This is a genomic window from Staphylococcus sp. FSL W8-0056 (assembly GCF_037963075.1).
In the GTDB taxonomy this organism is placed as follows: Bacteria; Bacillota; Bacilli; order Staphylococcales; family Staphylococcaceae; genus Staphylococcus; species Staphylococcus aureus.
Genome location: NZ_CP150142.1, coordinates 391697 through 417779 on the forward strand (window position 1 = coordinate 391697; position 26083 = coordinate 417779).

Genomic DNA, 26083 nt, shown 5'->3' on the forward strand with positions numbered 1-26083 from the left:
ATAAAAAATTATATTTTGTAACATTGTAAAATGTAAAATTACTATACTTGTTAAAGGTTATTTCTTTTGATGAAGCAAAATTTACTGTAAAATTTGACGCATAAAACGACGGTAGAAGGAGGAATTATTTTGTCGCAAAATACAAATCATTCATATTATCATCAAAACCAGCATGCTCAATCAATAAGTAAAGTGTGGCTTTATTTTATGTATTATTGGATTATATTTGGCATAGGATGCTATCTAGGTCAGTTTTTACCATTAAGTTGGCGACAACCCTTGTCATTTGGATTACTGATTATTATTTTAGCAACACTTGTTTTTGAAAGAGCGAGACGGTTCGGTTTAATTATTTCACATATTTACGCTGTAGTGATTGGCTTATTGTCATACGCAACGTTTACCACGTATTTACAAAATTTAGGACCAGATATTTTCTATAAAAATATCGCATTAGCAATTTTTGCATTTATAGCATTTGGTATTATTGGTTATTTCTTCGTTGGAGATGCATCGAGTATAGGCAAATATTTATTCGTTACATTAATAACATTAATTATTGCGAGTCTAATTGGTATTTTTCTTCAAAATCCTATTTTTTACACTATTATTACCGTCGTTAGTCTGTTGTTATTTCTACTTTATACTTTGTATGATTTTAATCGTTTAAAAAGAGGTGACTATTCACCAAGAGAAATGGGATTTAATCTATTTATTAATTTGTTGAATATTATTAAGGATATACTTTACCTTGCTAATATGTTCAGAAGATAAACAGTTAAATTAATAAAGAAATTTGTATAAAGTTTTGGAATAATCAATAATGAATATCAACCTTAAATTGGAGCGATTGTCATAAATTAGAAATTTAGATAGAGATTTTACTGATAAAGCAATAAAAATTTATTACCTTAATTGTAAAGATATTATTAATCATTAAAATGATTAACTGCTATAGTTCTAAAGTAAACAAATCTTAGAAGATAAACTTTAAACAGGTGTACTTGCCTTTCTAATTACACTTTTATTAGAAAAGTAAAGTATAGCTACGTATTAATTTTAAAATCGAAATATTAATAGGAAGAAGTATAGATAATATAAACAATTTAATGTTAGTTTGAGCTCATCTCAAAAGTAGAATGTGATTTAAATAAGTGTTTATTTTTAAATTGAAAATGAATATATAACTAACAAAAGATAATAGTAATACGTTGTAGATGTGGTCATTTAAAATTATTTTGAAAATACTAAAAAGTAGTGTGTTTTCAATTGGATAGTTTAATTAAACTGACTACATCTATTTTTGTAATATTTAAATGATTGATATATAAGTTTAAAAATTAACCATTATATAGTTTTATTTATTTTTGATTTGGTATTCGTATTGTGTTAAATTTACGTTTAATTAAATAAGTTAAATATTATAGGGAATGATAAAAGTGGTACTTAAATATAGAAAGAGGTAAAGTTATGGCAAAATCATGCTTGCATATACTTACTAATAATGAATATGCGACAACGCGTTGCCAAGATGGCATAGTCTTATTTTGGCCAATTGACGGGGAAATCGAACTACAAAAATTTCGTAAAAGTAAAATAATTGAAGATGATATATATATTATTAATCATCTGGATGTATTTAGTATTAAGAATAATAAAAAAACGATCATGTTGTATTTGAGTAGCGATTGGTTTGCGGAATTAGGCTTTACTTTCTTTAATTACCACTATACAGCAAAGTTGATTAAATCATCCTATAATTTGAAATGTCTACTATTAAAATTGACTTATCGATATCTTGATAATCAACCTCTCAATGACGCTGATATTAGAAAATTACAGGATATTATTAAAATCATTGCAAAAGAAGCAAGTATGGATAAAAAGATTGCGCAAAATCAATATCGATATGCCTATTATGGTGATTTACGTGACGAGCTCGAATATATTTATCAAAATGTAAATCAACGATTGACATTAAAAAGTGTCGCTGATAAATTATTTGTCTCAAAGTCAAATTTGTCATCACAATTCCACTTACTTATGGGCATGGGTTTTAAAAAATATATTGATACTTTGAAAATTGGTAAATCGATTGAAATTCTACTTACTACTGATAGTACTATTAGCAACATAAGTGAGCATTTAGGTTTTAGTAGTAGCTCCACTTACTCTAAAATGTTTAAAAGTTATATGGATATAACACCGAATGAATATCGTAATTTATCAAAATATAATAAATGTTTAATGCTAAAGCCAGAACCACTAGTAGGCAAAATGGTGCAAGAAGTAAAAGAAATCATATTGAATTATATTGAACATTATAAAAACCACCTAACTGATGTTATACATATTGATGAAGACAAATTTGAAACACCTAAATTGTTTCAAACGGTTATTCAAATAAATACTTATACAGAAATGAAATTAGTTTTCTTAGAAGGAATCTTTAAAACCTTATTGAATAAGAACAGTCAAGTTGTCTTTTTCATCATGCCATCGATTCTAAAAAGTAAAAATACCATGTCCGAAGAAGAAAAATTCACAATCATTAAAACAATAATTGAAAGTGATCTAAAGATAGCATTTAATATAAATGATATTGAAACAACTTATTTTGTTGAAGAAGCTTTTATGAGTGTTTTCAGACAAATATCTCCAAACGAATTAAGTAATCATAATAATTACGAAGTGCATTTTGTTTTTGATTTATCATTGATGGAAATTAGAACAATTTATCGAATGATATTAAAATTACATAACATCATGTTGAATGTGAAATTAGGATTGAACATTACCTGTTTATTTGAAAAACCTTCAGTTTTTAAATCACTAGTATCACAAATAAAGCGACTTAAATTCGATTCGTTAATAATAGATAATGCAAATTTAAGTAGCCCTTATTTGATGGGGGAAAGTGATGAGTTACTATTGAAAAATATTTTGCATTTTAAAAATTTAAAACAAGTAATTAATGAATTGGATATTGAACAAGAAAAGCTTATTTTTCTAAATGTTGAAAATCATAAACTGCTTAATAATAAAGAACGAGATTTAAGTAATAGTGCTCCATTAATTTATAAGACATTAAGTGCGCTGTATCACAACTTTGATGGCTTTGGATTAAACATTTTTGATAATCATCATACATTTAATGCGATGCATCTATATGATAAAAATGGATTTAAAACAACACTAGGTCTTATATTGGAAAAATTTATCGAATATGTCTCGAAACCAAAATACGAAAACAGTTATTATTCTATTTTTGATATAGAGAATTATTATTGCCTGGTTATTTATGATTGGCGAGTGATTGAGAGCGAGACAATTATGAGCAATTTTGAGGATAGTCAAGTTTATATAAATTTCAAAAATAATGTTTTAAACGATAAATATCTAATTGTAATAGAAACATTGGACGAAAATAGTGGCAACATTAATCATTTGATTTCTAAAGAATTAAGAGATAAATATGAATGGAACCCTAGTTTACTATCTAAAATTGACAACTACCTTAAACCAGCAATCGAGATTAAAGAGCATAATTTTAGTGATAATTCCTTGAATATTAACGTTACTTTTAATGCGTTATACATAATTAAAATAGGAAAAAAATAACACCTTGATATGTATTGCAAAATTTAATTTGCATTTGTTGGTAATTTTGACAACGTATTAAAAACAAATGAGAAAGACAATGGCAAAAAAATTTAAGATAATAATGACAGAAGCATTGTCTTTATATATTTGGGGGTGCAACATTTTGAATACTGAGAAATTAGAAACATTGCTTGGCTTCTATAAACAATATAAAGCATTATCTGAATATATTGATAAAAAATATAAGTTGTCGCTAAATGATTTAGCAGTCTTAGATTTAACGATGAAGCATTGCAAAGATGAAAAAGTACTTATGCAATCATTTTTAAAAACTGCAATGGATGAGCTAGATTTAAGTAGGACAAAATTATTAGTTTCTATAAGAAGACTAATTGAAAAAGAAAGACTTAGTAAAGTTAGATCATCTAAAGATGAGCGTAAAATTTATATTTATTTAAATAATGATGATATATCTAAATTTAATGCTTTATTTGAAGATGTAGAACAATTTTTAAATATTTAATTGAAATTGAGTGTCGAAAGCATAGAATTTGCTTATCGGCACATTTTTAATTTATACATATTTTAAAACTAAGTAACAGTTTGAAGGAATCGTAGTTCAATAATGTTAATTGTGAAAATGTATATAAACATAAAAAAATCATGTATAATATATGTTGTTAATTAAACAGTTCGAAAGCGAGATGACATTATGGGACGTAAATGGAATAACATTAAAGAAAAAAAGGCCCAAAAAGATAAAAACACAAGTAGAATATATGCGAAATTTGGTAAGGAGATTTATGTTGCAGCAAAATCTGGTGAACCCAATCCAGAATCTAACCAAGCTTTAAGGTTGGTGCTTGAACGCGCTAAGACATATTCAGTGCCGAATCATATTATTGAAAAAGCAATAGATAAAGCTAAGGGTGCTGGAGACGAAAACTTTGATCACCTAAGATATGAAGGATTTGGCCCAAGCGGATCAATGCTAATTGTTGATGCGTTAACAAATAATGTAAATCGTACTGCCTCTGATGTGCGAGCTGCTTTTGGTAAAAACGGCGGTAATATGGGTGTATCTGGATCAGTTGCTTATATGTTTGATCATGTGGCAACATTTGGTATTGAAGGAAAGTCTGTTGACGAAATACTTGAAACATTAATGGAACAAGATGTAGATGTAAATGATGTGATTGACGATAATGGATTGACAATAGTCTATGCTGAACCAGATCAATTTGCAGTCGTTCAAGATGCGCTTCGTGCAGCAGGTGTTGAAGAATTTAAAGTTGCTGAATTTGAAATGTTACCTCAAACAGATATTGAACTTTCTGAAGCGGACCAAGTAACATTTGAAAAATTAATCGATGCATTAGAAGATTTAGAAGATGTACAAAACGTATTCCATAATGTGGATTTGAAATAATGAAATCAGCAGAACAATGGATTGATGAATTGCAACTTGAATCACATCCTGAAGGTGGTTTCTATAGAGAGACAATTCGAGAAGTATTGAAAGATGGACGCAGAGCGCCGTTTAGTAGTATTTATTTTTTACTTACAGATGACAATATTTCGCATTTTCATCGAATTGATGCTGATGAAGTATGGTACTATCATGCTGGTGATTCTCTAACAATTCATATGATAAATCCGGATGGGGAATATACGACTGCAACATTGGGTACTGATATCCAAAATGGAGATGTATTGCAATATGTAGTGCCTAAAGGAACAATTTTTGCTTCTTCAATCGAAATTTCAAATACTTATAGTTTAGTAGGTTGTATGTGTCAACCGGCATTTGAGTTTAAGCAGTTTGAATTGTTTAAGCAATCTGAATTAATTACACAATATCCGCATCTTAAATCAGTGATTGAAAAATATGCTTTAAAATAAAAATGATCAATGAAGTGGTTTGAAGGTTGTTAATAAACCTTTGAGTCACTTCATTTTTATATGTATTCTTGATTGAATCAGAATAGATTTGATGCTTCAGCTGTTTTTAATGAAAATAGCATTAAATGATTTTGAAAACGATAAGAGTGTGTTATTTATATTTTTGAAAAATCACTTTTATGAAGAAATGTGTGTACTATCTAATTAATATTGTCTATTTTAAGTAAATTGAAGCGAGTTGTAGTAAAATAATAATAAATATTTTCATATGATTAACAAAAACTATAAAACTGTATCATGACATGACATCATTTATGTAGTTTTATATAATAATGACAAGGAGTTGGTGACTGTGAAAGTAAAGTATATAGATAAACGTCACTGGCGTCGCCTAATTGATAGGGAATACACAGAGGTAAAAGTTAATAATAATAGGTTTAAGGGTATTATAGGCTTAGTCACGATGAAAAAGGTTCGTGATCCTTTAGAGGTGACGGTAGTTGGACAAAATATCATTGTCGCAGATGACAATTATAAATGGTTGCAAATACTACCTGAAAAGAAACGTTATAGTATAACTGTAATGTTTGATAATAAAGGCAATCCATTAGAATATTATTTTGATATAAATATCAAAAATATAACGCAAAAAGGTAATGCGCGTACAGTAGATTTATGTTTAGATGTTTTAGCATTACCAAGTGGTGAATATGAGTTGGTAGATGAAGATGATTTAATGTTTGCATTAGAAAGTGAGCAAATTACAAAAAAGCAATTTCATGAAGCATATATGATTGCACATCAAATTATGGCAGAGTTAGAAAATGATTTTAAAGGATTCCAAAAGAAAATCATGTACTGCTTTAATAAAATTAATGCAAAGGCTCAAAAAAATCATCAAAAGCCACAAAATAAAACTAATATTGAAAAAAGCAAACAAATAAAACCTAAGCAATATAATCAAACTAAAAATCACCAACAACAAAAGAAAAACTAAGTAATTCAAGCTGCAGCCATGCCAATAAAATTGGTGAAATTATTCGTTAGTAATGAACTCATGAATGCTTGTAGCCATGAAAGTTCAATAATTGAATAATTTATGGGGGGAAATTATGAAGATTGAAGACTATCGTTTACTAATAACATTAGACGAAACGAAAACGTTACGTAAAGCGGCTGAAATTTTATATATATCTCAACCTGCTGTTACACAAAGACTAAAAGCTATTGAAAATGCTTTTGGAGTAGATATTTTTATCAGAACAAAAAAACAATTGATTACAACAACTGAAGGAACAATGATTATTGAGCATGCCCGTGACATGTTGAAAAGAGAGCGATTATTTTTTGACAAAATGCAGGCACATATTGGTGAAGTGAATGGAACAATATCAATCGGGTGTTCTTCTTTGATTGGACAAACCTTACTTCCTGAAGTTTTGAGCCTATATAATGCCCAATTTCCTAATGTTGAAATACAAGTGCAAGTTGGTTCAACTGAACAAATTAAAGCAAATCATAGAGATTATCATGTTATGATAACTCGTGGAAATAAGGTAATGAATTTAGCTAACACACATTTATTTAATGATGATCATTATTTTATTTTTCCAAAAAATAGACGAGATGATGTTACAAAGTTACCATTTATAGAGTTTCAAGCTGATCCGATTTATATAAATCAAATAAAACAATGGTATAACGATAATTTAGAACAAGATTACCATGCAACTATTACAGTGGATCAAGTAGCAACTTGCAAAGAAATGTTGATTAGTGGTGTAGGTGTTACAATTTTGCCGGAAATTATGATGAAAAATATCAGCAAAGAACAATTTGAGTTTGAAAAAGTAGAAATTGATAATGAACCGCTGATTCGTTCGACATTTATGAGTTATGATCCGAGCATGTTGCAATTGCCACAAGTTGATTCTTTTGTAAATCTCATGGCGAGCTTTGTTGAACAACCAAAGGCGTAGTTTTAGACTAATTTAAGGTTTGTATTTAATTTTAAACTATTCGGTTAAATTGAACGTAGTTGTTTGCTAACGCACCAACAGCAAAAGAGCCCCTAATTAATAAATTAAAAGGGGCTCTAAGAAGCGGGGTTATGGATATGTTTGCAGCGTTATTACAAATAAAGAATTATAAACTCTTTGTTGCTAATATGTTTCTACTAGGTATGGGTATTGCGGTTACGGTCCCATATCTTGTTCTTTTTGCAACTAAAGATTTAGGTATGACAACAAATCAGTATGGATTACTTCTAGCATCTGCAGCGATTAGCCAGTTTACAGTAAATTCAATTATTGCTAGATTTTCGGATACGCATCACTTTAATAGAAAAATTATTATTATTCTCGCATTATTAATGGGTGCGCTTGGTTTTTCAATATACTTTTTTGTAGATACAATCTGGTTATTCATATTACTATATGCGATTTTCCAAGGATTATTTGCACCAGCAATGCCCCAACTTTACGCATCTGCTAGAGAATCTATCAATGTTTCAAGCTCTAAAGATAGAGCTCAATTTGCCAACACAGTATTACGTTCAATGTTCTCATTGGGCTTTTTATTTGGTCCATTTATTGGTGCCCAATTAATCGGTTTAAAAGGCTATGCTGGATTGTTTGGTGGAACAATAAGTATCATTTTATTTACTTTAGTACTTCAAGTGTTTTTCTATAAGGATTTAAACATTAAACACCCTATTAGTACGCAACAACATGTTGAAAAAATTGCTCCTAATATGTTTAAAGACAAAACGCTTTTATTACCATTTATTGCATTTATTTTATTACACATTGGACAATGGATGTATACGATGAATATGCCTTTATTTGTTACTGATTATTTAAAAGAAAATGAGCAACATGTCGGTTATTTAGCTAGTTTATGTGCTGGTTTAGAAGTGCCATTTATGATCATTCTTGGCGTTTTATCATCTAGATTACATACTCGAACATTGTTGATTTATGGAGCGATTTTTGGTGGTTTATTCTACTTCAGCATTGGGGTATTTAAAAACTTCTATATGATGTTAGCAGGACAGGTATTTTTAGCTATTTTCTTAGCGGTTCTTTTAGGAATTGGTATTAGTTATTTCCAAGATATCTTACCAGATTTTCCAGGATACGCCTCAACACTATTTTCTAATGCAATGGTTATTGGACAGTTAGGCGGTAACCTATTAGGTGGTGCTATGAGTCACTGGGTAGGTTTGGAAAATGTATTTTTTGTATCAGCAGCATCAATCATGTTAGGTATGATACTTATATTCTTTACTAAAAATCAAAAAATTACAAAAGAGGATATGATATCAACATGACAATTATTTTATGGCTACTTATCATCGCTGCCTTCATGTTAGCATTTGTTGGGTTGATTAAGCCGATTATTCCTTCTGTTTTAGTATTATGGGTTGGCTTTCTAATCTATCAATTTGGCTTTCATAATCAGCATTTATCATGGGTGTTTTATGTATCTATGGCATTGCTAACAATACTAATTTTATGTGCGGACTTTTTAGCTAATAAATATTTTGTGAATCGCTTCGGTGGTTCTAAGTTTGGAGAGTATGCAGCTTTAATTGGTGTGGTTATTGGATGTTTTGTTTTACCGCCATTTGGAATTATTATTATACCTTTTATTTTGGTATTCATAGTTGAATTAATACAAGGCTATTCATTTGAAAGAGCAGTTAAAGTAAGTATAGGTTCAATCGTAGCATTTTTAACAAGTAGTATAGCTCAAGCAATCATTATGTTTATAATGATTGTATGGTTCTTTATAGATGCTTTATTGATTAATTAATAAAAAGCTTATTGCAAAATATGTTTTTCGGTAACTGTAATTTAGTGATTTTATCATTAACAGTACCAAATTCGCATATGATGTAATAAGCTTTTTGTTTATAAAAATGTATGAGAATGTTTTTTCGAAATATTTCTTTCAATGCGTAATCCAATAGGCATAACTATAAATGAAAATATAATAAATACCCAATTGCTTACCTGAATATATGGTCCAAAGGCAAGTAATGATTGTGGAATAAAGAATACATAGAAAAATCCTACAATTAGTAGAATGATTGCTAAATAGGTGAATATCCATATCCAATTTGAATTGTTAAAACACTGCAGTTGTATTGTTTTAAAACTAAACCATATAAATAAAAAGACAATAAAGAATCCAACGACTACTGAAAACGGGAATGAAACAAAATATAAATTACTTCCATTTTTTTCCATGAAAAATCCTAAAAATCCTTTGAGAAAACTAACAATCCCAATTAATAGAACGATGTGTTGATAGATATATTTAAAAATATTTTTAAATGTTTCATTAGGCATCGCTTTTAGTTCTTTTATTGCATGTGCTTTTGGGTCGTGATTGAAAAAATCTAAGGCTAATAAACCATGTTGTTCTGCGCTTAATAATTGTTTGAGTATACGGTTAATAATTAACTCTGTATCATGAGGGTTGACGCGAAAGTCAGAGCGCATATAAGTCATATAATTCTCGAAGATTTCTCTATCAGTATTGCTTAATCTTAATGATTTAACATTATTTTCTTTTGTTAATTGCGCAGTACTTTTCATTGTTACTTAAGCGCTCCTTTAAAAATGTTTAATTCCTAATTAAAATGGAAATGATTTTATAGTATTAATAAAGTCAATCATATCATATTAAACGCATAAATATAACGATTAATATTGGAGAGGAAAATGAGGACACTTAATAAAGATGAACATAATTATATCAAGCAAATAGCTAATATACACGAGACATTATTGTCGCAAGCAGAATCCAACTATAAATGTACTAAACTGAGTATTGCTCTTAGGTACGAGATGATATGTTCAAGATTAGAACATACAAATGATAAAATTTATATATATGAAAATGAAGGTCAATTAATAGCGTTTATTTGGGGACATTTTAGTAATGAAAAAAGTATGGTTAACATTGAACTGCTATATGTTGAACCACAATTTCGCAAACTGGGAATAGCTACGCAACTGAAGATTGCGCTTGAAAAATGGGCAAAAACTATGAATGCAAAGCGAATAAGCAGTACAATTCATAAAAATAATTTGCCAATGATATCTTTGAATAAAGATTTAGGTTATCAAGTGAGTCATGTGAAAATGTATAAAGATATTGATTAGAATTAGGATTATGTTGCTAATTCATGTTAAAATTAAAAAAGATTTAATGACGTTAAGGAGTTTTATATGAAGAAATTAATCATCAGTATTATGGCGGTCATGCTATTTTTAACAGGTTGTGGTAAAAGTCAAGAGAAAGCCACTCTGGAAAAGGATATCGATAATTTACAAAAAGAAAATAAAGAATTAAAAGACAAAAAAGAAAAGCTTCAACAAGAAAAAGAAAAATTAGCAGATAAGCAAAAAGACCTTGAAAAAGAAGTGAAAGATTTAAAACCTTCAAAAGAAGATAACAAGGATGATAAAAAAGACGAAGACAAAAATAAAGACAAAGATAAAGATAAAGAGGCATCACAAGATAAGCAATCAAAAGATCAAACTAAGTCATCGGATAAAGATAATCACAAAAAGCCTACATCAACAGATAAAGATCAAAAAGCTAATGACAAACACCAATCATAATCGTATTGCTTACTTGTTATAGATGAAAGGTACAGCGTTTTAAACCTTATTTTAAGGGTATGTATTAATTAAAATGTGGTCATGATTGAAACAGAACGTAAAAATAGACAACGTAATTAATAAAGGAGAGAAACGGCATGCATGAACAAGATTTTAGAATTTTAGAGGGTCAAGATATTACTTTGCCAGAATTAGGTAGAGAATTAGAAAATATTACAGGACATACGATTGCTGATTCTACTGGCGAAATTAAGCGTGTAATTGCACATTTACCAAACTTTGAGTCCGATACAGATACTTTTGTTGCTACATATCGTTTAAACCATCAACAAGATTTTATAGATGCAACTTTTACTGCGCTGAAATCAGATAGAGCACGTTTAAAAGAAGTGCCAGTTCATGTTGAACTTATAAGTTATATTTCTAAATCAAAATAAACTGCTATCTAAAACGCAAAGTTGATCAAAATATCGATTTTGTGTTTTTTATTGAGAAATTATATAGGAGTGTCAATCGATGATTTATTGTGAAACAGAGCGTTTAATATTAAGAGACTGGCATGAAGATGATCTGTTACCTTTTCAAAAAATGAATGCGAATTATGACGTACGTAAATATTTTCCAAGTTTATTGAGTTATCGTCGTTCAGAATTAGATATGAGAACTATGGATGCGGTTATTAAAGATTATGGCATTGGATTATTTGCTGTAGAAGATAAAGAGTCCCATCAATGGATAGGCTTTATAGGTTTGAATTATATTCCAGAAACAAGCGATTATCCATTTAAAGAATTACCGCTTTATGAAATAGGTTGGCGCTTGTTGCCTGAATTTTGGGGAAAAGGATTAGCAACTGAAGGCGCAAAGGCAACGTTGAAGTTAGCAGAAGAACATCAAATATACGATGTCTATAGTTTTACAGCAGAAGCAAATAAAGCCTCACAACGTGTAATGGAAAAAATTGGCATGACAGTGTATGATCATTTCGAATTACCCAATCTAAGTAAGTATCATTTATTAAAAAGGCAAGTGCGCTATTACATTAATCTTCGAAAGTGAAAAATTTATACATAATCGTAACAAACACCCCTAACATTGTTTAGCTGATGATAACAATATTAGGGGTGTTTGTTTATTTTTTAACCTTAGAATGATTAATCGTATGAACGAGTACCCAGAGGTTTGAAATTTAATATTGATTCTATTAATGATTCCTTAGTGTCGCATAACGGTGCAAGAGCACGATACTTAGGATCAATAAAACCTTCCTCAATCATATGGTCAATCATTGTTTGTAGTGGATTGAAAAAGCCATTAATATTATAAATGGCAATAGGCTTTTCATGGATACCTATTTGAGCCCAACTATACATTTCGAAAAATTCTTCTAGTGAACCTGCGCCACCAGGAGCCATGACAAATGCATCTGCAAGTTCTGCCATTTTATTTTTACGTTCATGCATAGAATCAACTAAAATTAATTCAGTTAAACGTTGGCTTGTGATTTCATGTTCATCTAACATTTTAGGCATGACGCCAATAGCTTTGCCGCCATGATTTAATACACCATCTTGAATGGCACCCATAATGCCAATTGACCCTGCACCAAATACTAATTCATAACCTTGTTCAGCAAAATATTTACCTAAATCGTATGCTTTTTGTACATATGAAGGGTCATGACCTTTGCTTGCACCACAATAAACTGCGATTCGTTTCATGTTAATCCAGCTCCTTAATTCGATGAATGACTTTTAATAGTGATTGTTCAAACACTTTTTGATCTTGCTTTGTAAAAGGTGGGGGACCTTTGTGGCGACCACCTTGTTTTCTAATTTGTGCATTCATATATCGTTTATCTAATAGTTGTTGAATATTTTTGGAATTGTATATCTTCCCATTATGATGCATGACAATTAAGACTTTGTCGACTAATAAACTTGCGAGTCCATAATCTTGAGTGACTACGATATCATCCTTCGTTGATAATTGAACAATTTTGTAATCAACTGCATCTGGTCCATCATCAACATATAATGTTGATACATGTGGAGGATATAATTGGTTCGAAAAATGGCTGAAGCTCCGAATAATTGTCACAAAAATGCCTGTCTCAGTTGTTAAATCTATAATAGAATCAACAACAGGACAAGCATCTCCATCAATAATAATATGTGTCACAATTATGCCTCTGTATTGTTTTCTTTATTTTGTTGAGAGGCGCTTTTGGCAACATAATCTTTATATTTTTTAAATGACTTGATGCGTGCTTTATCAGCTTCTTGTTGGCGTTTTTGTTCTTCTTTGTGTCGTTTTTCAATATTTTTTTGTAACTTTTTATTCATTTTAGCGATTTCTTTGCGATTTTTTTCAGCTAGTTTATCGCCTTTTTTCTCAGTTTTCTCATCTAATTTATTAGGTGTTAAGCCTGCTTTTTCTTCGTATTTTTGTGATTTTTTCATATCTTTAATACGTTGTATTTCATTCTTTTCGCGGGCTTTTTGCTCTTCTTTATGACGCTTTTCGATATTTTTTTGAAGTATTTTATTCATTTTATCAGCGTCTTTACGATTTTGTTTAGCTAATTTTTCGCCTTTTTTCTCAATATAGGCAGGATCATGTTCTCTAGCAAACTTTTTAAGTTCACGTTTATTTTCAAAATCTTGTTTTTTATCGCCGACATATTCTTTAACATCACTCGCTGTGTTACTGATTGCTGCAGATGTTTTTGAAGCAACTTTACTTGTAGCATCTGTAACTTTTTGTACGTCCGGATGTTGTTTGATACGTTTACGTTCAACAATTAACGGTACCAATACAATTGGTAATACATTAATCATAAATTTGATGACTTTTTTCTTATCCATAGATCTTGCCTCCATAATTACTTTATTAATTTTACATACCCTATGATACATCAATATAAACGATGATAGTAGTGAATCACTATTAAGTATTTCAGATGTTTTTTAAAAGAAGACAATAAAAACTGCCAATCAAGTGGTTCCTTAATTGACAGTCTATATTTTAAAAGGAAATTAAATACCTTTACCAATGCCAAATCCGAAGTAAAGTATAGCAATAAAGATTACTAATACAATTCTGTAAATGGCAAATGGAATTAGTTTGATTTTGTTAATTAGATGCAAGAATGTTTTGATTGCAATTAGTCCAACAGTAAATGCAGCTAAAAAGCCTAAAATATAAAAAGGTATATCAGCAATCTGAATATCTTGATAATGTTTTAATAAAGATAAACCACTAGCTGCTAACATAATTGGAACAGCCATAATAAATGTGAAGTCCGATGCTGCTTTATGATTTAATTTCATTAATACCCCAGTTGAAATTGTTGAGCCTGAACGGCTGAAACCAGGCCACATAGCTACTGCTTGAGAGATACCAATTACAAACGCTTGGAAATAATTGATTTGATCCACTGTTTGTGGGTTTTTAACTTTAACTGAATACTTATCAGCAATAATCATATAGATAGCACCTACGAATAAGCCAATCATAACAGTTGGCACACTAAATAAATGTTCTTCGATGAAATCATCAAATAGTAAGCCTAAAATACCTGCTGGCACCATACCCACTAATACATGTAATAAATTTAAACGTCTTGGCTTTGAACGTCTTTGTTGATCGTTTTCTCCTTCAACATGTTTGTGTTTACCAATATGTAAAATCTCTAAGAAGCGTTCGCGGAATACCCATGCTGCTGCAAAGACGGATCCTAATTGGATGACGATTTTAAATGTAAATGCTGATTGAGAACCTAAAAATTCAGATGATTTTAACCACATATCATCAACTAGAATCATATGTCCAGTAGAGGAAACAGGTGCAAATTCTGTTAATCCTTCGACGACCCCTAAGATAATACCTTTTATTAATTCAATGATAAACATAATGTACCCACTTTCATTACTCAATTTAATTTATTTAAATATCAAAATTACCATATCATGATAGCATATTTATTTAAAGACATGCTAGTTATAGTTATAATACTAGACTAAAGATGTATATATTCATTTTCTTTTACATGTAAAACTACAATATTTTATTGAGCTATTTAATTTGATTTTAAGGAAAACCTTTTATAATAGGTTTAGGTGATATAATTGTGAAAAAATTAACAACAATACTGTTTCAATATAAAATTTTTCCGGTACTCATGTTCTTGGTCAGTACTGGTCTCGGCATACTCGTTATAACGCAAAATATTTTAATAGCAGATTTTTTAGCTAAAATTATAAGACATCAATTTCAAGGTTTATGGATTGTATTATTTATTTTATTAGGTGTTTTACTTTTAAGAGCAACTGTGCAATTTCTAAATCAATGGTTAGGTGATACATTAGCATTTAAAGTTAAGCATATGCTTAGACAGCGGGTTATTTATAAAAATAATGGTCATCCAATCGGTGAACAAATGACTATACTCACAGAAAACATTGATGGTTTAGCACCTTTTTATAAGAGTTATTTGCCTCAAGTGTTCAAATCAATGATGGTTCCGCTCATCATAATCATTGCAATGTTTTTCATCCATTTCAATACCGCATTAATTATGTTAATAACTGCACCATTTATTCCTTTGTTTTATATTATTTTCGGTTTGAAAACGCGAGATGAGTCAAAAGATCAAATGACTTATTTGAATCAATTTAGTCAACGGTTTTTAAATATTGCTAAAGGTTTAGTGACGTTAAAGCTATTTAATCGTACAGAGCAAACAGAGAAGCATTTTTACGACGATAGTACTCAGTTTAGAACTTTAACAATGCGCATTTTACGCAGTGCTTTTTTATCGGGATTAATGCTCGAATTTATAAGTATGTTAGGTATTGGATTGGTTGCATTGGAAGCAACGCTAAGCTTAGTAGTATTTCATAATATTGATTTTAAAACTGCGGCAATTGCGATTATTTTAGCGCCTGAATTTTATAATGCAATTAAGGACTTAGGGCAAGCGTTCCATACTGGAAAACAAAGTGAAGGTGCCAGTGACGTTGTGTTTGAGTTTTTAGAACAACCGAACTATAATAATGAATTTCTATTAAAGTATGAGGAAAACCAAAAGCCATTTATTCAGTTAACAGACATATCATTTCGATATGATGATTCTGATAGATTGGTATTAAATGATTTAAATTTGGAAATATTTAAAGGTGATCAAATTGCACTTGTAGGTCCAAGCGGGGCAGGTAAATCCACTTTGACACATCTTATTGCAGGTGTTTATCAGCCAACAATAGGTACTATAAGTACAAACCAGCGTGATTTAAATATAGGAATACTTAGTCAACAGCCATATATTTTCAGTGCTTCTATAAAAGAGAATATTACGATGTTTAAAGATATAGAAAATAATACTATTGAAGAAGTGCTAGACGAAGTAGGTTTATTAGACAAAGTGCAATCTTTCACAAAAGGCATTAACACAATAATAGGTGAAGGAGGCGAAATGTTATCTGGTGGACAGATGAGACGCATAGAACTTTGCCGTCTTTTAGTTATGAAGCCAGATCTCGTTATATTTGATGAGCCTGCAACTGGTTTAGATATTCAAACAGAACACATGATTCAGAACGTTCTGTTTCAACATTTTAAAGATACAACGATGATTGTCATTGCACATAGAGATAATACAATTCGCCATTTACAACGACGCTTGTATATAGAAAATGGAAGACTGATTGCTGATGATCGCAATATTTCAGTAAATATAACAGAAAATGGTGATGACTTATGAAAACACGACTAAAATTTCAAGTAGATAAGGATTTATTGTTAGCTATAGTTGTTGGTGTTTGTGGAAGTTTAGTTGCGCTCGCCATGTTTTTCTTAAGTGGTTATATGGTGACACAAAGTGCACTTGGTGCGCCACTATACGCTCTGATGATTTTAGTCGTTACAGTAAAATTGTTTGGGTTTTTAAGAGCTATTACTCGATACGTAGAGCGCCTTATTTCTCATAAAGCTACATTTACAATGCTACGTGATATTCGGGTACAGTTTTTCGGTAAATTAGTAAATGTCATTCCTAATGTTTACCGTAAACTGAGTTCTAGTGATTTAATTTCACGTATGATTAGTCGTGTTGAGGCATTACAAAATATATATTTACGTGTTTATTATCCACCAGTCGTTATCGGTTTGACAGCGCTAGTTACAGTCATAGTTTTGGCGTTCATTTCAATCGGCCATGCGCTATTGATTATGGTTAGCATGTTGTTTACTTTACTCATTGTTCCTTGGTTAAGCTCAAAAAAAGCACGTACTTTAAAGAAACATGCAGCTAATGAACAGGCCCGATTTTTAAATCATTTTTATGATTATAAAGCTGGTATGGATGAACTACGTCGATTTAATCAAATTAATCATTATCGAGATAATTTGATGGCTAAATTAAATCATTTTGATAAATTACAACTTAAAGAGCAACGCTTTTTAACGATTTATGATTTTATATTAAATATTATTGCTATGCTTTCGATTTTTGGTAGTTTAGTTCTAGGATTAATTCAAATTAATGCAGGCCAACTAAATATTATTTATATGACGAGTATAGTTTTAATGATCTTAACTTTATTTGAACAAGCTGTACCAATGACAAATGTCGCGTATTATAAAGCGGATACTGACCAAGCATTGCACGATATTAATGAAGTGATATCTGTACCTTCTACTAATGGAAAAAAACGTCTTAATGATAAGTATGATGCAACGAACATTTATGAAGTTAAGGATGCTAGTTTTAAGTATTGGAATCAGCAAACGTATGTGTTGTCGGATATTAATTTTAATGTTAATAGAGGCGAAAAGATTGCGATTGTGGGTCCTTCAGGTTCAGGAAAAAGTACATTACTACAAATTATGGCAGGGTTATATCAATTAGATAGTGGCTCTGTTCGTTTCGAAAATATGGATATGTTTGAAATAGATGACAAAGATAAGTTTGAATCGTTAAATGTCTTGCTACAATCTCAACAATTATTTGATGGTACAATACGTCAAAATTTATTTACCGATGAAAAAGATGAAGCGGTGCAAGCAATATTTAAGCAATTAGATTTAGAACATTTGGCACTAGAACGTCAAATTGACTTAGATGGTCATACATTATCTGGCGGAGAAATTCAGCGTTTAGCGATTACGAGGATGTTATTAAAAGATACTGCATCAACATGGATTTTAGATGAACCAACAACTGCATTAGATAAACAAAATAGTTTAAAAGTTATGGATTTAATTGAAGCACATGCAGAAACATTAATTGTTGCTACACACGATTTAACTTTATTGTCACGTTTTGAGACCATCATTGTGATGATAAATGGTAAAATAGTTGAAAAGGGAAACTATCAACAATTACTCGCTAATCAAGGTGCTTTATGGAATATGATTCAATATAATGCATAAAAAAACTGCTTGATAGGCTAAGAAACCTTTCAAGCAGTTTTTTAACTAACAAGCTTACGCGTGCTAATTGTTTTTCTATTCTTAATAAATTCTAAACATTACTTTAATTGTCATGACAAAAGTTAATTATTTTTCCTTTGTTTCATCAAATGCATGAATGACTTTACCTAATAAGCGATTAAGTTCTTTAACTTCATCTTGAGATAAAGAAGAAGCTGAAGCGACTTTGTCAGATGCATTACTTAATTCTGGTCTAATAGTTTCACTTTTGTCAGTCAAGTGAATAAATACTTCACGTTGATCGACTTCGGAACGTTCACGCTTAATTAAGTCTACTTGTTCCATTCGTTTTAATAATGGTGATACTGTACCAGTATCGAGTGCTAATTCAGTTACGACTTTCTTGACGTTTACAGGAGATTCATCCCATAAAATTGTTAAGACAAGAAATTGTGGGTATGTTAGATTGTACTTCTTAAAAACTTTGTTAGAGTAGTAGCGATTAACTTGTCTTTGAGCATTGTACAAACTAAAGCATAGCTGTTCTTTTAAATTATGTTGATCAGACATTAAAGTTCTCCTCCAGACATACTATCCGTTTTTTTCTCTTTTCGGATTGGTAATCATTAAAAAGTTGATTGTTTATTAATTCACAACTTTCTTTGATTCAATGCCATGCTAAAATTAAAGTATGTTTAAAGTTTAGAAGATATTTTTGATTAAATCAAGCAAAAAGATAATTTAATATATATGTTATCATTTTTAAAAATAACTGTAATAGAAAAGAGAATATAAAATGAAAAATAATAAAGATGAAAAAATAAGAATATCCATAATTAACGGATTTTTGGGTAGTGGTAAAACCACGTTACTGACACATTATATTAGTGAATTATTAAAAAATGATGAGAAAATTAAAATCATCATGAATGAATTCGGTACTTTTGATATTGATAGCAATAGTATTTCAAATGAAATTGAAGTCCATTCATTGATTAATGGTTGTGTTTGTTGCGATCTTAAACAAGAACTTGTCTATGAACTAAAAGCCATTGCTTTAAAAGGGGACGTTAATCATGTCATCATAGAAGCGACAGGCATTGCGCATCCTTTGGAATTACTAGTTGCATGTCAAGATCCGCAAATCGTTAATTTCTTTGAAAAGCCGATTATTTATGGTGTATTAGATGCGACTCGATTTTTAGAACGTCATCAATATACCGAAAATACAGTTTCGCTGATGGAAGATCAGTTGAAACTAAGTGACATGATTATTATTAATAAAATTGATCTTATAACTGATGACAGTCTTGAGAAAATTGATAAGCAATTAGGTATGATTTGTGCAAGTATTCCAACTTATAAAACAACCTATGGAAAAGTTTCGTTGGAAGAATTGGACTTAACTGTTAAAGACAGAGAGATATCGTCTCATCATCACCATCATCATGGGATTAAAAGTATGACTTACACGTTTACAGGTCCGATTGATCGTCAATTGTTTTATCAATTTATAATGAAATTACCGGAATCTGTTCTACGTTTGAAAGGTTATGTGTCATTTAGAAATCAACCAAATGCAATTTATGAATTTCAATATGCATATGGTTTACCAGACTATGGAATAATTGGCATGCAATTACCATTAACGATTGTTATTATTGGTGAAACTTTAGATACAAATCACATACGTAATCAATTGGATATGCTACAATTTACGTAAATCAGAAAATGTGTTGTTTCAATTTAACGGAAATAGCACATTAATTTCTTAATACTTTTATTGTGAATATTTTGTGACATTGAGGGATGGAGTGGATGAGATATGGAACAAATAATGATTAATCACTATGTTCATTTTTCTAGGCTTGTACAAGGTTTTTGGCGTGCAAATGAATGGAAGATGACTGCGAAAGAGTTAAATTATTTTATAAATGAATTAGTTGAACGTGGAATTACAACGATGGATCATGCTGATATTTATGGGGATTATCAATGTGAATCACTGTTTGGTAATGCTTTGGATTTATCACCCGAATTAAGAAATAAAATTCAAATTGTTACGAAATGTGGTATCATTTTGCCTTCTAAGCAATTTGATTTTACAAATGGACATCGTTATGATTTGAGTAGTAAGCACATCGTGAAATCTGTTGAACAGTCATTAATCAATTTGAATGTAGATTATTTAGATAGTCTACTCATTCATCGTCCTTCACCATTGATGGATCCAGAACAAGTTGCTGATGCATTAACTAAACTTGTTAAACAAGGTAAGTTGAAGTCATTCGGGGTGTCGAATTTTAATCATTCACAATACCAATTGTTAAATCAATATATTATGAAAGAAAGACTACATATTAGCATCAATCAATTAGAATTATCGCCATATCACGTTGATAGTTTACAAGATGGAACAATGGATTCAATGTATCAAAACCATGTTCAAATTATGGCTTGGAGTCCTTTTGCAGGCGGTAAAATTTTCGACAAGGAAGATATTAAAGCGCAACGTATTATGAAAGTTGTTCAATCAATAGCTGACAAATATGGTGTGAGTGACACAGCTGTGATGATAGCATGGTTAGTAAAAATACCGCATAGTATCATGCCGATACTTGGAACAAGTCAGTTAAAGCGTATTGATCAAGCAATCGAAGGGCTACAACTTAATTTAGATGATCAGTCGTGGTTTGACATTTACACCGCTATTATCGGACAAGATATTCCGTAAACTTATTTACTTTTAAATCATAAAGGAGCATATCATGACAAACGAAGATAAACGTTTCGAACAATTAAGATTTGAACGCAAATTTATAGTTATTCCGTATTTAATTTATGCAGTCATTGTATTACTATTAAATATTTTCTATTCTGATTTGAAAATAACAATGACATTATTCGGACTTTTCTTTGCGTATAATGTAGTCATTTTGTTCATAGCATTTATTAAACATTATAAACGCACATTGTTACTAAGTCTTATATTAACAGTGCTTAGTGGCGCGGCATTCTTTGGAATTATTTATGTTTATGGCATTAATCATTTTTAAATATTAAAAAGAGACTATCTACAATAATCTCATTTGCATTTTATCTAACTAAGTTTAACTTTTGCTTAGAAAAATGATGCTATGAGGATATTCAGTAGATAGTTTTTTTATGATCTAATATTTAAACTTAGATATCGTTTTGTAATTAACCGAGATAACTCATCACCTAGCAATATTATTTACAAAATATTTCGATAAAATTGTGTATTTTGCATAAATTAAAAATGTATGTTTTAAAAAATTGTTATAATTAAATTAAGATTAAACAAAGGGGTGACTGTTATGTCAGAAGAAAAACATGTAGTGGAACATGAACAACAAAAGAAAGAAAAGACAAAAAAGCAATACAAGCCATTTTGGATTGTCATGAGTTTTATAATACTTATAGTTGTACTATTACTCCCGGCACCTTCAAGTCTGCCGATAATGGCTAAGGCAGTACTAGCTATTTTAGCTTTTGCAGTTATTATGTGGGTAACGGAAGCTGTATCATATCCGGTGTCAGCAACTTTAATTAATGGCTTAATGATATTACTTTTAGGATTTAGCCCGGTTCAAAATTTAGGGGAGAAGCTAGGTAATCCGAAAAGTGGCAGTGCTATTTTAGCTGGAAGTGACCTTCTAGGAACTAATCATGCATTATCATTAGCGTTTAGTGGATATGCAACTTCAGCTGTAGCTCTCGTTGCAGCTGCATTATTTTTGGCTGCTGCTATGCAAGAAACGAATTTGCATAAAAGACTAGCTCTTTTAGTGTTATCAATTGTTGGTAATAAAACTAGAAATATAGTTATTGGAGCAATTATCGTTTCAATTGTACTTGCATTTTTCGTTCCTTCTGCAACAGCTAGAGCAGGGGCAGTTGTACCAATCTTGCTGGGTATGATTGCGGCATTTAAAGTTTCCAAAGATAGCAAGTTAGTGTCTTTATTAATAATTACTTCAGTACAAGCTGTGTCAATTTGGAATATTGGTATCAAAACGGCGGCAGCACAAAATATCGTAGCGATTAATTTTATAAACCATCAATTAGGATTTGATGTTTCATGGGGCGAGTGGTTCTTATATGCAGCGCCTTGGTCCATAGTTATGTCCGTAGCTTTATATTTCATCATGATTAAAGTGATGCCTCCAGAAATTAATACAATAGAAGGTGGTAAAGATTTAATAAAAGAAGAATTGCATAAACTTGGCCCCGTTAGCCCACGTGAATGGCGTTTAATTGTTATATCGATGTTATTATTACTGTTTTGGTCAACTGAAAAAGTATTACATCCGATTGACTCTGCATCCATTACTATTATTGCTTTAGGTGTTATGTTAATGCCGAAAATTGGTGTCATGACATGGAAACATGTTGAAAATAAAATACCATGGGGAACAATTATCGTGTTTGGTGTAGGTATTTCACTAGGGAACGTTCTTTTGAAAACAGGTGCAGCTCAATGGTTAAGTGATCAAACTTTTGGTGTTTTAGGTTTAAAACATTTACCTATTATCGCGACAATTGCACTTATCACGCTTTTTAATATATTGATTCATTTGGGCTTTGCGAGTGCAACAAGTTTATCATCAGCGTTAATACCTGTTTTTATTTCGCTAACCTCTACGTTACACTTAGGAGACCAGTCTATAGGATTTGTTTTAATTCAACAATTTGTTATTAGTTTTGGTTTCTTATTACCTGTTAGTGCACCTCAAAATATGTTGGCTTATGGCACTGGTACTTTTACGGTTAAAGATTTCTTGAAGGCAGGTATACCATTGACAATTGTAGGGTATATTCTAGTGATAGTTTTTAGTATGACTTATTGGAAATGGTTAGGTTTGCTTTAATTAAAAATATAAATAAGAATCTAGGTTATTTTAAAGTGACAAAAAGCTTAATAAAATAAAAAGATAATTGAAGGGTGTTTTGTTTATGGCAATTGCTGTGTTATTAAATCGAATGTTTCGAATGGAACACAATCCATTATTTGAATATATTTATCAACAAAAAGAAGACATTGATGCATGTTATTTTATCATTCCGGAAGAGGACATGTCTTCAGCTTCTGATTTGAAAGCACAGTTTTATCGCGGTACTTTGCAGCGCTTTTACCAATCGTTGCACGCAGAAAAGCTTACACCTTATGTTATGTCTTATGACGATATCATTTCATTTTGTAAAGAGAACAATATCTCTGAAGTAGTGATTGCGGGTGATATTATGAGTTATCATCTTGAAGAATATGATATTTTACATCAACGTTCTTTATTCAATGAAGCACGTATTGCCGTTACTTTAATTCGTGGGAATCATTACTTTAAAGCGAGTAAAACAATGAATCAACAAGGGGAGCCATACAAAGTTTTTACTAGTTTCTATAGAAAATGGCGACCTTACTTGAGGCATAGAGACGTATATCACTATGATTTAAAATCATTCGAAGACTTTGTCATTGCATCACCTGATGATTTAGTGTTTGATGACATAGCGTTTGGATCCTCACAAGTAATTGAACAGAATAAATGGCAACATTTTTTAGATCAAGATATACAGAATTACGAAAGCGGAAGAGACTATTTACCTGAAGTGTTAACAAGTCAGCTAAGTGTTGCTTTAGCATATGGATTATTAGATATTATTGAAATTTTTAATGATTTATTGGCGCGTTATGATGAAGATGAGGCAAACCATGAAGCATTTATACGTGAACTCATTTTTAGAGAATTTTATTATGTGTTAATGACACAGTATCCAGAAACCTCATACCAAGCTTTCAAACCTAAATATCGACAGATAAAATGGTCGCAAAATGAAGCGAATTTTAATGCATGGTGCGAAGGGCAAACAGGATTTCCAATCATTGATGCAGCAATAATGGAATTGACACAAACTGGTTTTATGCATAATCGAATGAGAATGGTTGTGTCGCAATTTTTAACCAAAGATTTATTTATAGATTGGACATGGGGAGAAAAATTCTTTAGAAAGCACCTTATTGACTATGATGCAGCATCAAATATTCATGGATGGCAATGGTCTGCTTCTACAGGTACGGATGCAGTGCCGTATTTTAGAATGTTTAATCCAATAAGACAGAGTGAACGCTTTGATGCTAAAGCTTTGTATATCAAAACATATCTTCCGATTTTTAATCAAATTGATGCAAAATATTTGCATGATACACAACGCAATGAGTCCAACCTTTTTGAACAGGGGATTGAATTAGGTAGTCATTATCCAAGACAAATGGTAGATCATCAAGAAAAACGTACACAAGTTTTAGCTACATTTAAAGCGCTAGACTAATTCGGCTCAATTGATAGATCTGGCATGAGTAAAATCTGGAGCAGAATATAAAGTTCTTAAGCAATATAAATAAGCCAATTTCTATTATTGATGTGATAGAAATTGGCTTTCCTCAAATATATAAGTTGTATTTAGTTTTCTTATTAAATTGATGTTATCTTAGTATGTCCGTAAATAAAGTGAGGTATAGTACGACATACTCTAAAAACGTAGCGAGATAAATATATTTCAATCTAACTTTTATGTTTTGAGGCACTTGCCATTTAGGATATTGTCGTTCGTAATACGACACTTGTTGTATAAATACACCTAGTCCAAATGGCAGCATCATGAGTAAGATACTTCTTAAATAACTTAAACCAATATCATGCCATATGTGTCCAATAATCAATTGAAAGACAATGATAGATACTATTAAAACGATTATATTTATTGTCACTTGTTCAAACGCACTCCTTTTCCAAATAATAGAATTGCTGCTTGCATGACAACCATAAAACATACAAACATAGCAGTTTTAAGCGTTAGACTTTCTAGAATGTGATTTAGAACATGTAAGGGCTCATTAAAGAAATAAACGGAATGTAAGCGTAAGAAACGACCAATATAAATTCCGAATCCATTTAAAAACATTAGCACGACAACAATTAATCTATTAAGCCAACGGTGAGAAGTCAATGTTAGTATTTCAAAATAGATTAAAATCATCACATAAACCGCTAAGAAGACACCAAGCAGTAAATAGGTAAAGTATTTCCACTCACTTAAATTTAGTCCTGCGTAAAAGTTGAATTGAAATTGGTTCAAATGGATTAAATCAGTTACCATATAAAATGTATTTGGTAAAAGTAACACAAATATAAAACTATATATGATAAAGAGTGGCCATTCATACTTTTTATTCGGTTTGAATAATCGTAATAATAGACTAAGCTCAAAAGGTATATATGCTAAAAACAAATTTAAAGTCATAAATTGAAAAATTTTAGTCTCAAAAAGGGAGACGATAAATAAAATTAAAAAGTAAATTCTAGCGATGTATCGAGATTGCATCAATAATAAACACTACTTTCTAATGAAAAAGTTATTCATTCAAATGTGATAGTTATAAACGCATTCAATTCCTAATTAAAAATTTAATTTAACTCGTTGAAGTA

General features: G+C 30.6%; 29 protein-coding genes. 21 read left to right on the top strand and 8 right to left on the bottom strand.

Annotated features, from left to right (window positions below; all coding sequences use genetic code 11):
- The first annotated feature begins 129 nt into the window (after nucleotides 1-129).
- From NSS86_RS01980 to NSS86_RS02025, 10 genes are all read left to right on the top strand, one after another.
- Nucleotides 130-774: a Bax inhibitor-1 family protein gene (locus tag NSS86_RS01980; RefSeq protein WP_000081602.1), complete on the top strand. Its 645-nt coding sequence runs from the start codon at nucleotides 130-132 to the stop codon at nucleotides 772-774.
- Between the two features lie 696 nt (nucleotides 775-1470).
- Nucleotides 1471-3621 carry a helix-turn-helix transcriptional regulator gene (locus tag NSS86_RS01985; protein WP_001129749.1) on the top strand — a complete coding sequence of 717 codons (2151 nt, stop codon included), beginning with the start codon at nucleotides 1471-1473 and terminating at the stop codon, nucleotides 3619-3621.
- Between the two features lie 145 nt (nucleotides 3622-3766).
- Nucleotides 3767-4126, top strand: a complete 360-nt coding sequence (sarX, locus tag NSS86_RS01990) for an HTH-type transcriptional regulator SarX (protein WP_001090985.1) — start codon at nucleotides 3767-3769, stop codon at nucleotides 4124-4126.
- A 189-nt stretch (nucleotides 4127-4315) separates the two neighbouring features.
- Nucleotides 4316-5032 carry a YebC/PmpR family DNA-binding transcriptional regulator gene (locus NSS86_RS01995; RefSeq protein WP_000532966.1) on the top strand — a complete coding sequence of 239 codons (717 nt, stop codon included), beginning with the start codon at nucleotides 4316-4318 and terminating at the stop codon, nucleotides 5030-5032.
- Complete coding sequence (locus tag NSS86_RS02000) at nucleotides 5032-5505, top strand: cupin domain-containing protein (RefSeq protein WP_000833486.1); 474 nt, start codon at nucleotides 5032-5034, stop codon at nucleotides 5503-5505. Before NSS86_RS01995 ends, NSS86_RS02000 begins: the two co-directional genes overlap by 1 nt.
- A gap of 91 nt (nucleotides 5506-5596) precedes the next feature.
- Nucleotides 5597-5713, top strand: coding sequence for a hypothetical protein (locus NSS86_RS02005; RefSeq protein ID WP_001789973.1), 117 nt, complete (start codon nucleotides 5597-5599; stop codon nucleotides 5711-5713).
- Between the two features lie 144 nt (nucleotides 5714-5857).
- Complete coding sequence (locus tag NSS86_RS02010; protein WP_000865624.1) at nucleotides 5858-6502, top strand: DUF402 domain-containing protein; 645 nt, start codon at nucleotides 5858-5860, stop codon at nucleotides 6500-6502.
- A 115-nt stretch (nucleotides 6503-6617) separates the two neighbouring features.
- Nucleotides 6618-7484, top strand: a complete 867-nt coding sequence (locus NSS86_RS02015; RefSeq protein ID WP_000687412.1) for a LysR family transcriptional regulator — start codon at nucleotides 6618-6620, stop codon at nucleotides 7482-7484.
- Between the two features lie 131 nt (nucleotides 7485-7615).
- Nucleotides 7616-8836, top strand: a complete 1221-nt coding sequence (locus tag NSS86_RS02020; RefSeq protein WP_000367062.1) for a sugar efflux transporter — start codon at nucleotides 7616-7618, stop codon at nucleotides 8834-8836.
- The gene (locus NSS86_RS02025) at nucleotides 8833-9321 is read left to right on the top strand and encodes a DUF456 domain-containing protein (protein WP_000152582.1); all 489 of its coding nucleotides are present in this window, start codon (nucleotides 8833-8835) and stop codon (nucleotides 9319-9321) included. The genes NSS86_RS02020 and NSS86_RS02025 overlap by 4 nt, the downstream gene beginning before the upstream one ends.
- A gap of 98 nt (nucleotides 9322-9419) precedes the next feature.
- On the opposite strand, the gene NSS86_RS02030 is transcribed toward NSS86_RS02025, so the two are convergent.
- Nucleotides 9420-10109: a DUF1129 family protein gene (locus NSS86_RS02030; RefSeq protein ID WP_000842860.1), complete on the bottom strand. Its 690-nt coding sequence runs from the start codon at nucleotides 10107-10109 to the stop codon at nucleotides 9420-9422.
- 126 nt (nucleotides 10110-10235) lie between these two features.
- Between NSS86_RS02030 and NSS86_RS02035 the strand changes: the two genes are divergently transcribed.
- The 4 genes from NSS86_RS02035 (at nucleotide 10236) to NSS86_RS02050 (ending at nucleotide 12200) form a co-directional block, all read left to right on the top strand.
- Nucleotides 10236-10679 (top strand): GNAT family N-acetyltransferase, encoded by a 444-nt coding sequence (locus tag NSS86_RS02035; RefSeq protein WP_001259672.1) that lies wholly within the window; start codon nucleotides 10236-10238, stop codon nucleotides 10677-10679.
- A 66-nt stretch (nucleotides 10680-10745) separates the two neighbouring features.
- A complete protein-coding gene (locus NSS86_RS02040) occupies nucleotides 10746-11141 on the top strand; it encodes a hypothetical protein (protein WP_000733432.1) in 396 nt (131 codons plus the stop codon).
- A gap of 137 nt (nucleotides 11142-11278) precedes the next feature.
- On the top strand, nucleotides 11279-11578 hold the full coding sequence (locus NSS86_RS02045) for a hypothetical protein (RefSeq protein ID WP_000545115.1): 300 nt from the start codon (nucleotides 11279-11281) through the stop codon (nucleotides 11576-11578).
- Nucleotides 11579-11657: 79 nt separating this feature from the next.
- The gene (locus tag NSS86_RS02050) at nucleotides 11658-12200 is read left to right on the top strand and encodes a GNAT family N-acetyltransferase (RefSeq protein WP_000638613.1); all 543 of its coding nucleotides are present in this window, start codon (nucleotides 11658-11660) and stop codon (nucleotides 12198-12200) included.
- A gap of 95 nt (nucleotides 12201-12295) precedes the next feature.
- Here the strand turns inward: NSS86_RS02050 and NSS86_RS02055 are convergent, their stop codons facing one another.
- The 4 genes from NSS86_RS02055 to NSS86_RS02070 form a co-directional block, all read right to left on the bottom strand.
- On the bottom strand, nucleotides 12296-12862 hold the full coding sequence (locus tag NSS86_RS02055; RefSeq protein WP_000820897.1) for a TIGR00730 family Rossman fold protein: 567 nt from the start codon (nucleotides 12860-12862) through the stop codon (nucleotides 12296-12298).
- 1 nt (nucleotide 12863) lies between these two features.
- The gene (locus tag NSS86_RS02060) at nucleotides 12864-13322 is read right to left on the bottom strand and encodes a YaiI/YqxD family protein (protein WP_000148828.1); all 459 of its coding nucleotides are present in this window, start codon (nucleotides 13320-13322) and stop codon (nucleotides 12864-12866) included.
- 2 nt (nucleotides 13323-13324) lie between these two features.
- Nucleotides 13325-14008, bottom strand: a complete 684-nt coding sequence (locus NSS86_RS02065; RefSeq protein WP_000358498.1) for a hypothetical protein — start codon at nucleotides 14006-14008, stop codon at nucleotides 13325-13327.
- A gap of 171 nt (nucleotides 14009-14179) precedes the next feature.
- Complete coding sequence (locus NSS86_RS02070) at nucleotides 14180-15055, bottom strand: undecaprenyl-diphosphate phosphatase (protein ID WP_000469894.1); 876 nt, start codon at nucleotides 15053-15055, stop codon at nucleotides 14180-14182.
- 218 nt (nucleotides 15056-15273) lie between these two features.
- On the opposite strand from NSS86_RS02070, the gene NSS86_RS02075 reads away from it, so the two are divergent.
- Nucleotides 15274-16905 carry an ABC transporter ATP-binding protein/permease gene (locus tag NSS86_RS02075; protein ID WP_000737151.1) on the top strand — a complete coding sequence of 544 codons (1632 nt, stop codon included), beginning with the start codon at nucleotides 15274-15276 and terminating at the stop codon, nucleotides 16903-16905.
- A complete protein-coding gene (locus NSS86_RS02080) occupies nucleotides 16902-18575 on the top strand; it encodes an amino acid ABC transporter ATP-binding/permease protein (protein WP_000857598.1) in 1674 nt (557 codons plus the stop codon). Before NSS86_RS02075 ends, NSS86_RS02080 begins: the two co-directional genes overlap by 4 nt.
- 126 nt (nucleotides 18576-18701) lie before the next feature.
- Here NSS86_RS02080 and mgrA read toward each other — a convergent pair whose 3' ends face one another.
- Complete coding sequence (gene mgrA, locus NSS86_RS02085; RefSeq protein ID WP_001283444.1) at nucleotides 18702-19145, bottom strand: HTH-type transcriptional regulator MgrA; 444 nt, start codon at nucleotides 19143-19145, stop codon at nucleotides 18702-18704.
- Between the two features lie 226 nt (nucleotides 19146-19371).
- Between mgrA and NSS86_RS02090 the strand changes: the two genes are divergently transcribed.
- The 5 genes from NSS86_RS02090 to NSS86_RS02110 all read left to right on the top strand — a co-directional run bounded on the left by NSS86_RS02090 (nucleotide 19372) and on the right by NSS86_RS02110 (nucleotide 24926).
- Nucleotides 19372-20298, top strand: coding sequence for a GTP-binding protein (locus tag NSS86_RS02090; protein ID WP_000794409.1), 927 nt, complete (start codon nucleotides 19372-19374; stop codon nucleotides 20296-20298).
- Nucleotides 20299-20400: 102 nt separating this feature from the next.
- Nucleotides 20401-21309, top strand: coding sequence for an aldo/keto reductase family oxidoreductase (locus tag NSS86_RS02095; protein ID WP_000435109.1), 909 nt, complete (start codon nucleotides 20401-20403; stop codon nucleotides 21307-21309).
- A gap of 34 nt (nucleotides 21310-21343) precedes the next feature.
- On the top strand, nucleotides 21344-21631 hold the full coding sequence (locus NSS86_RS02100) for a hypothetical protein (RefSeq protein WP_000180416.1): 288 nt from the start codon (nucleotides 21344-21346) through the stop codon (nucleotides 21629-21631).
- A 282-nt stretch (nucleotides 21632-21913) separates the two neighbouring features.
- On the top strand, nucleotides 21914-23467 hold the full coding sequence (locus tag NSS86_RS02105; RefSeq protein WP_339302321.1) for a DASS family sodium-coupled anion symporter: 1554 nt from the start codon (nucleotides 21914-21916) through the stop codon (nucleotides 23465-23467).
- 85 nt (nucleotides 23468-23552) lie between these two features.
- On the top strand, nucleotides 23553-24926 hold the full coding sequence (locus NSS86_RS02110) for a deoxyribodipyrimidine photo-lyase (RefSeq protein ID WP_000952038.1): 1374 nt from the start codon (nucleotides 23553-23555) through the stop codon (nucleotides 24924-24926).
- A 154-nt stretch (nucleotides 24927-25080) separates the two neighbouring features.
- Here the strand turns inward: NSS86_RS02110 and NSS86_RS02115 are convergent, their stop codons facing one another.
- Both NSS86_RS02115 and NSS86_RS02120 read right to left on the bottom strand, forming a co-directional pair.
- Nucleotides 25081-25365 (bottom strand): hypothetical protein, encoded by a 285-nt coding sequence (locus NSS86_RS02115; protein WP_000154465.1) that lies wholly within the window; start codon nucleotides 25363-25365, stop codon nucleotides 25081-25083.
- Nucleotides 25362-25979, bottom strand: coding sequence for a DUF1361 domain-containing protein (locus tag NSS86_RS02120; RefSeq protein ID WP_001191874.1), 618 nt, complete (start codon nucleotides 25977-25979; stop codon nucleotides 25362-25364). The genes NSS86_RS02115 and NSS86_RS02120 overlap by 4 nt, the downstream gene beginning before the upstream one ends.
- Nucleotides 25980-26083: the final 104 nt, after the last annotated feature.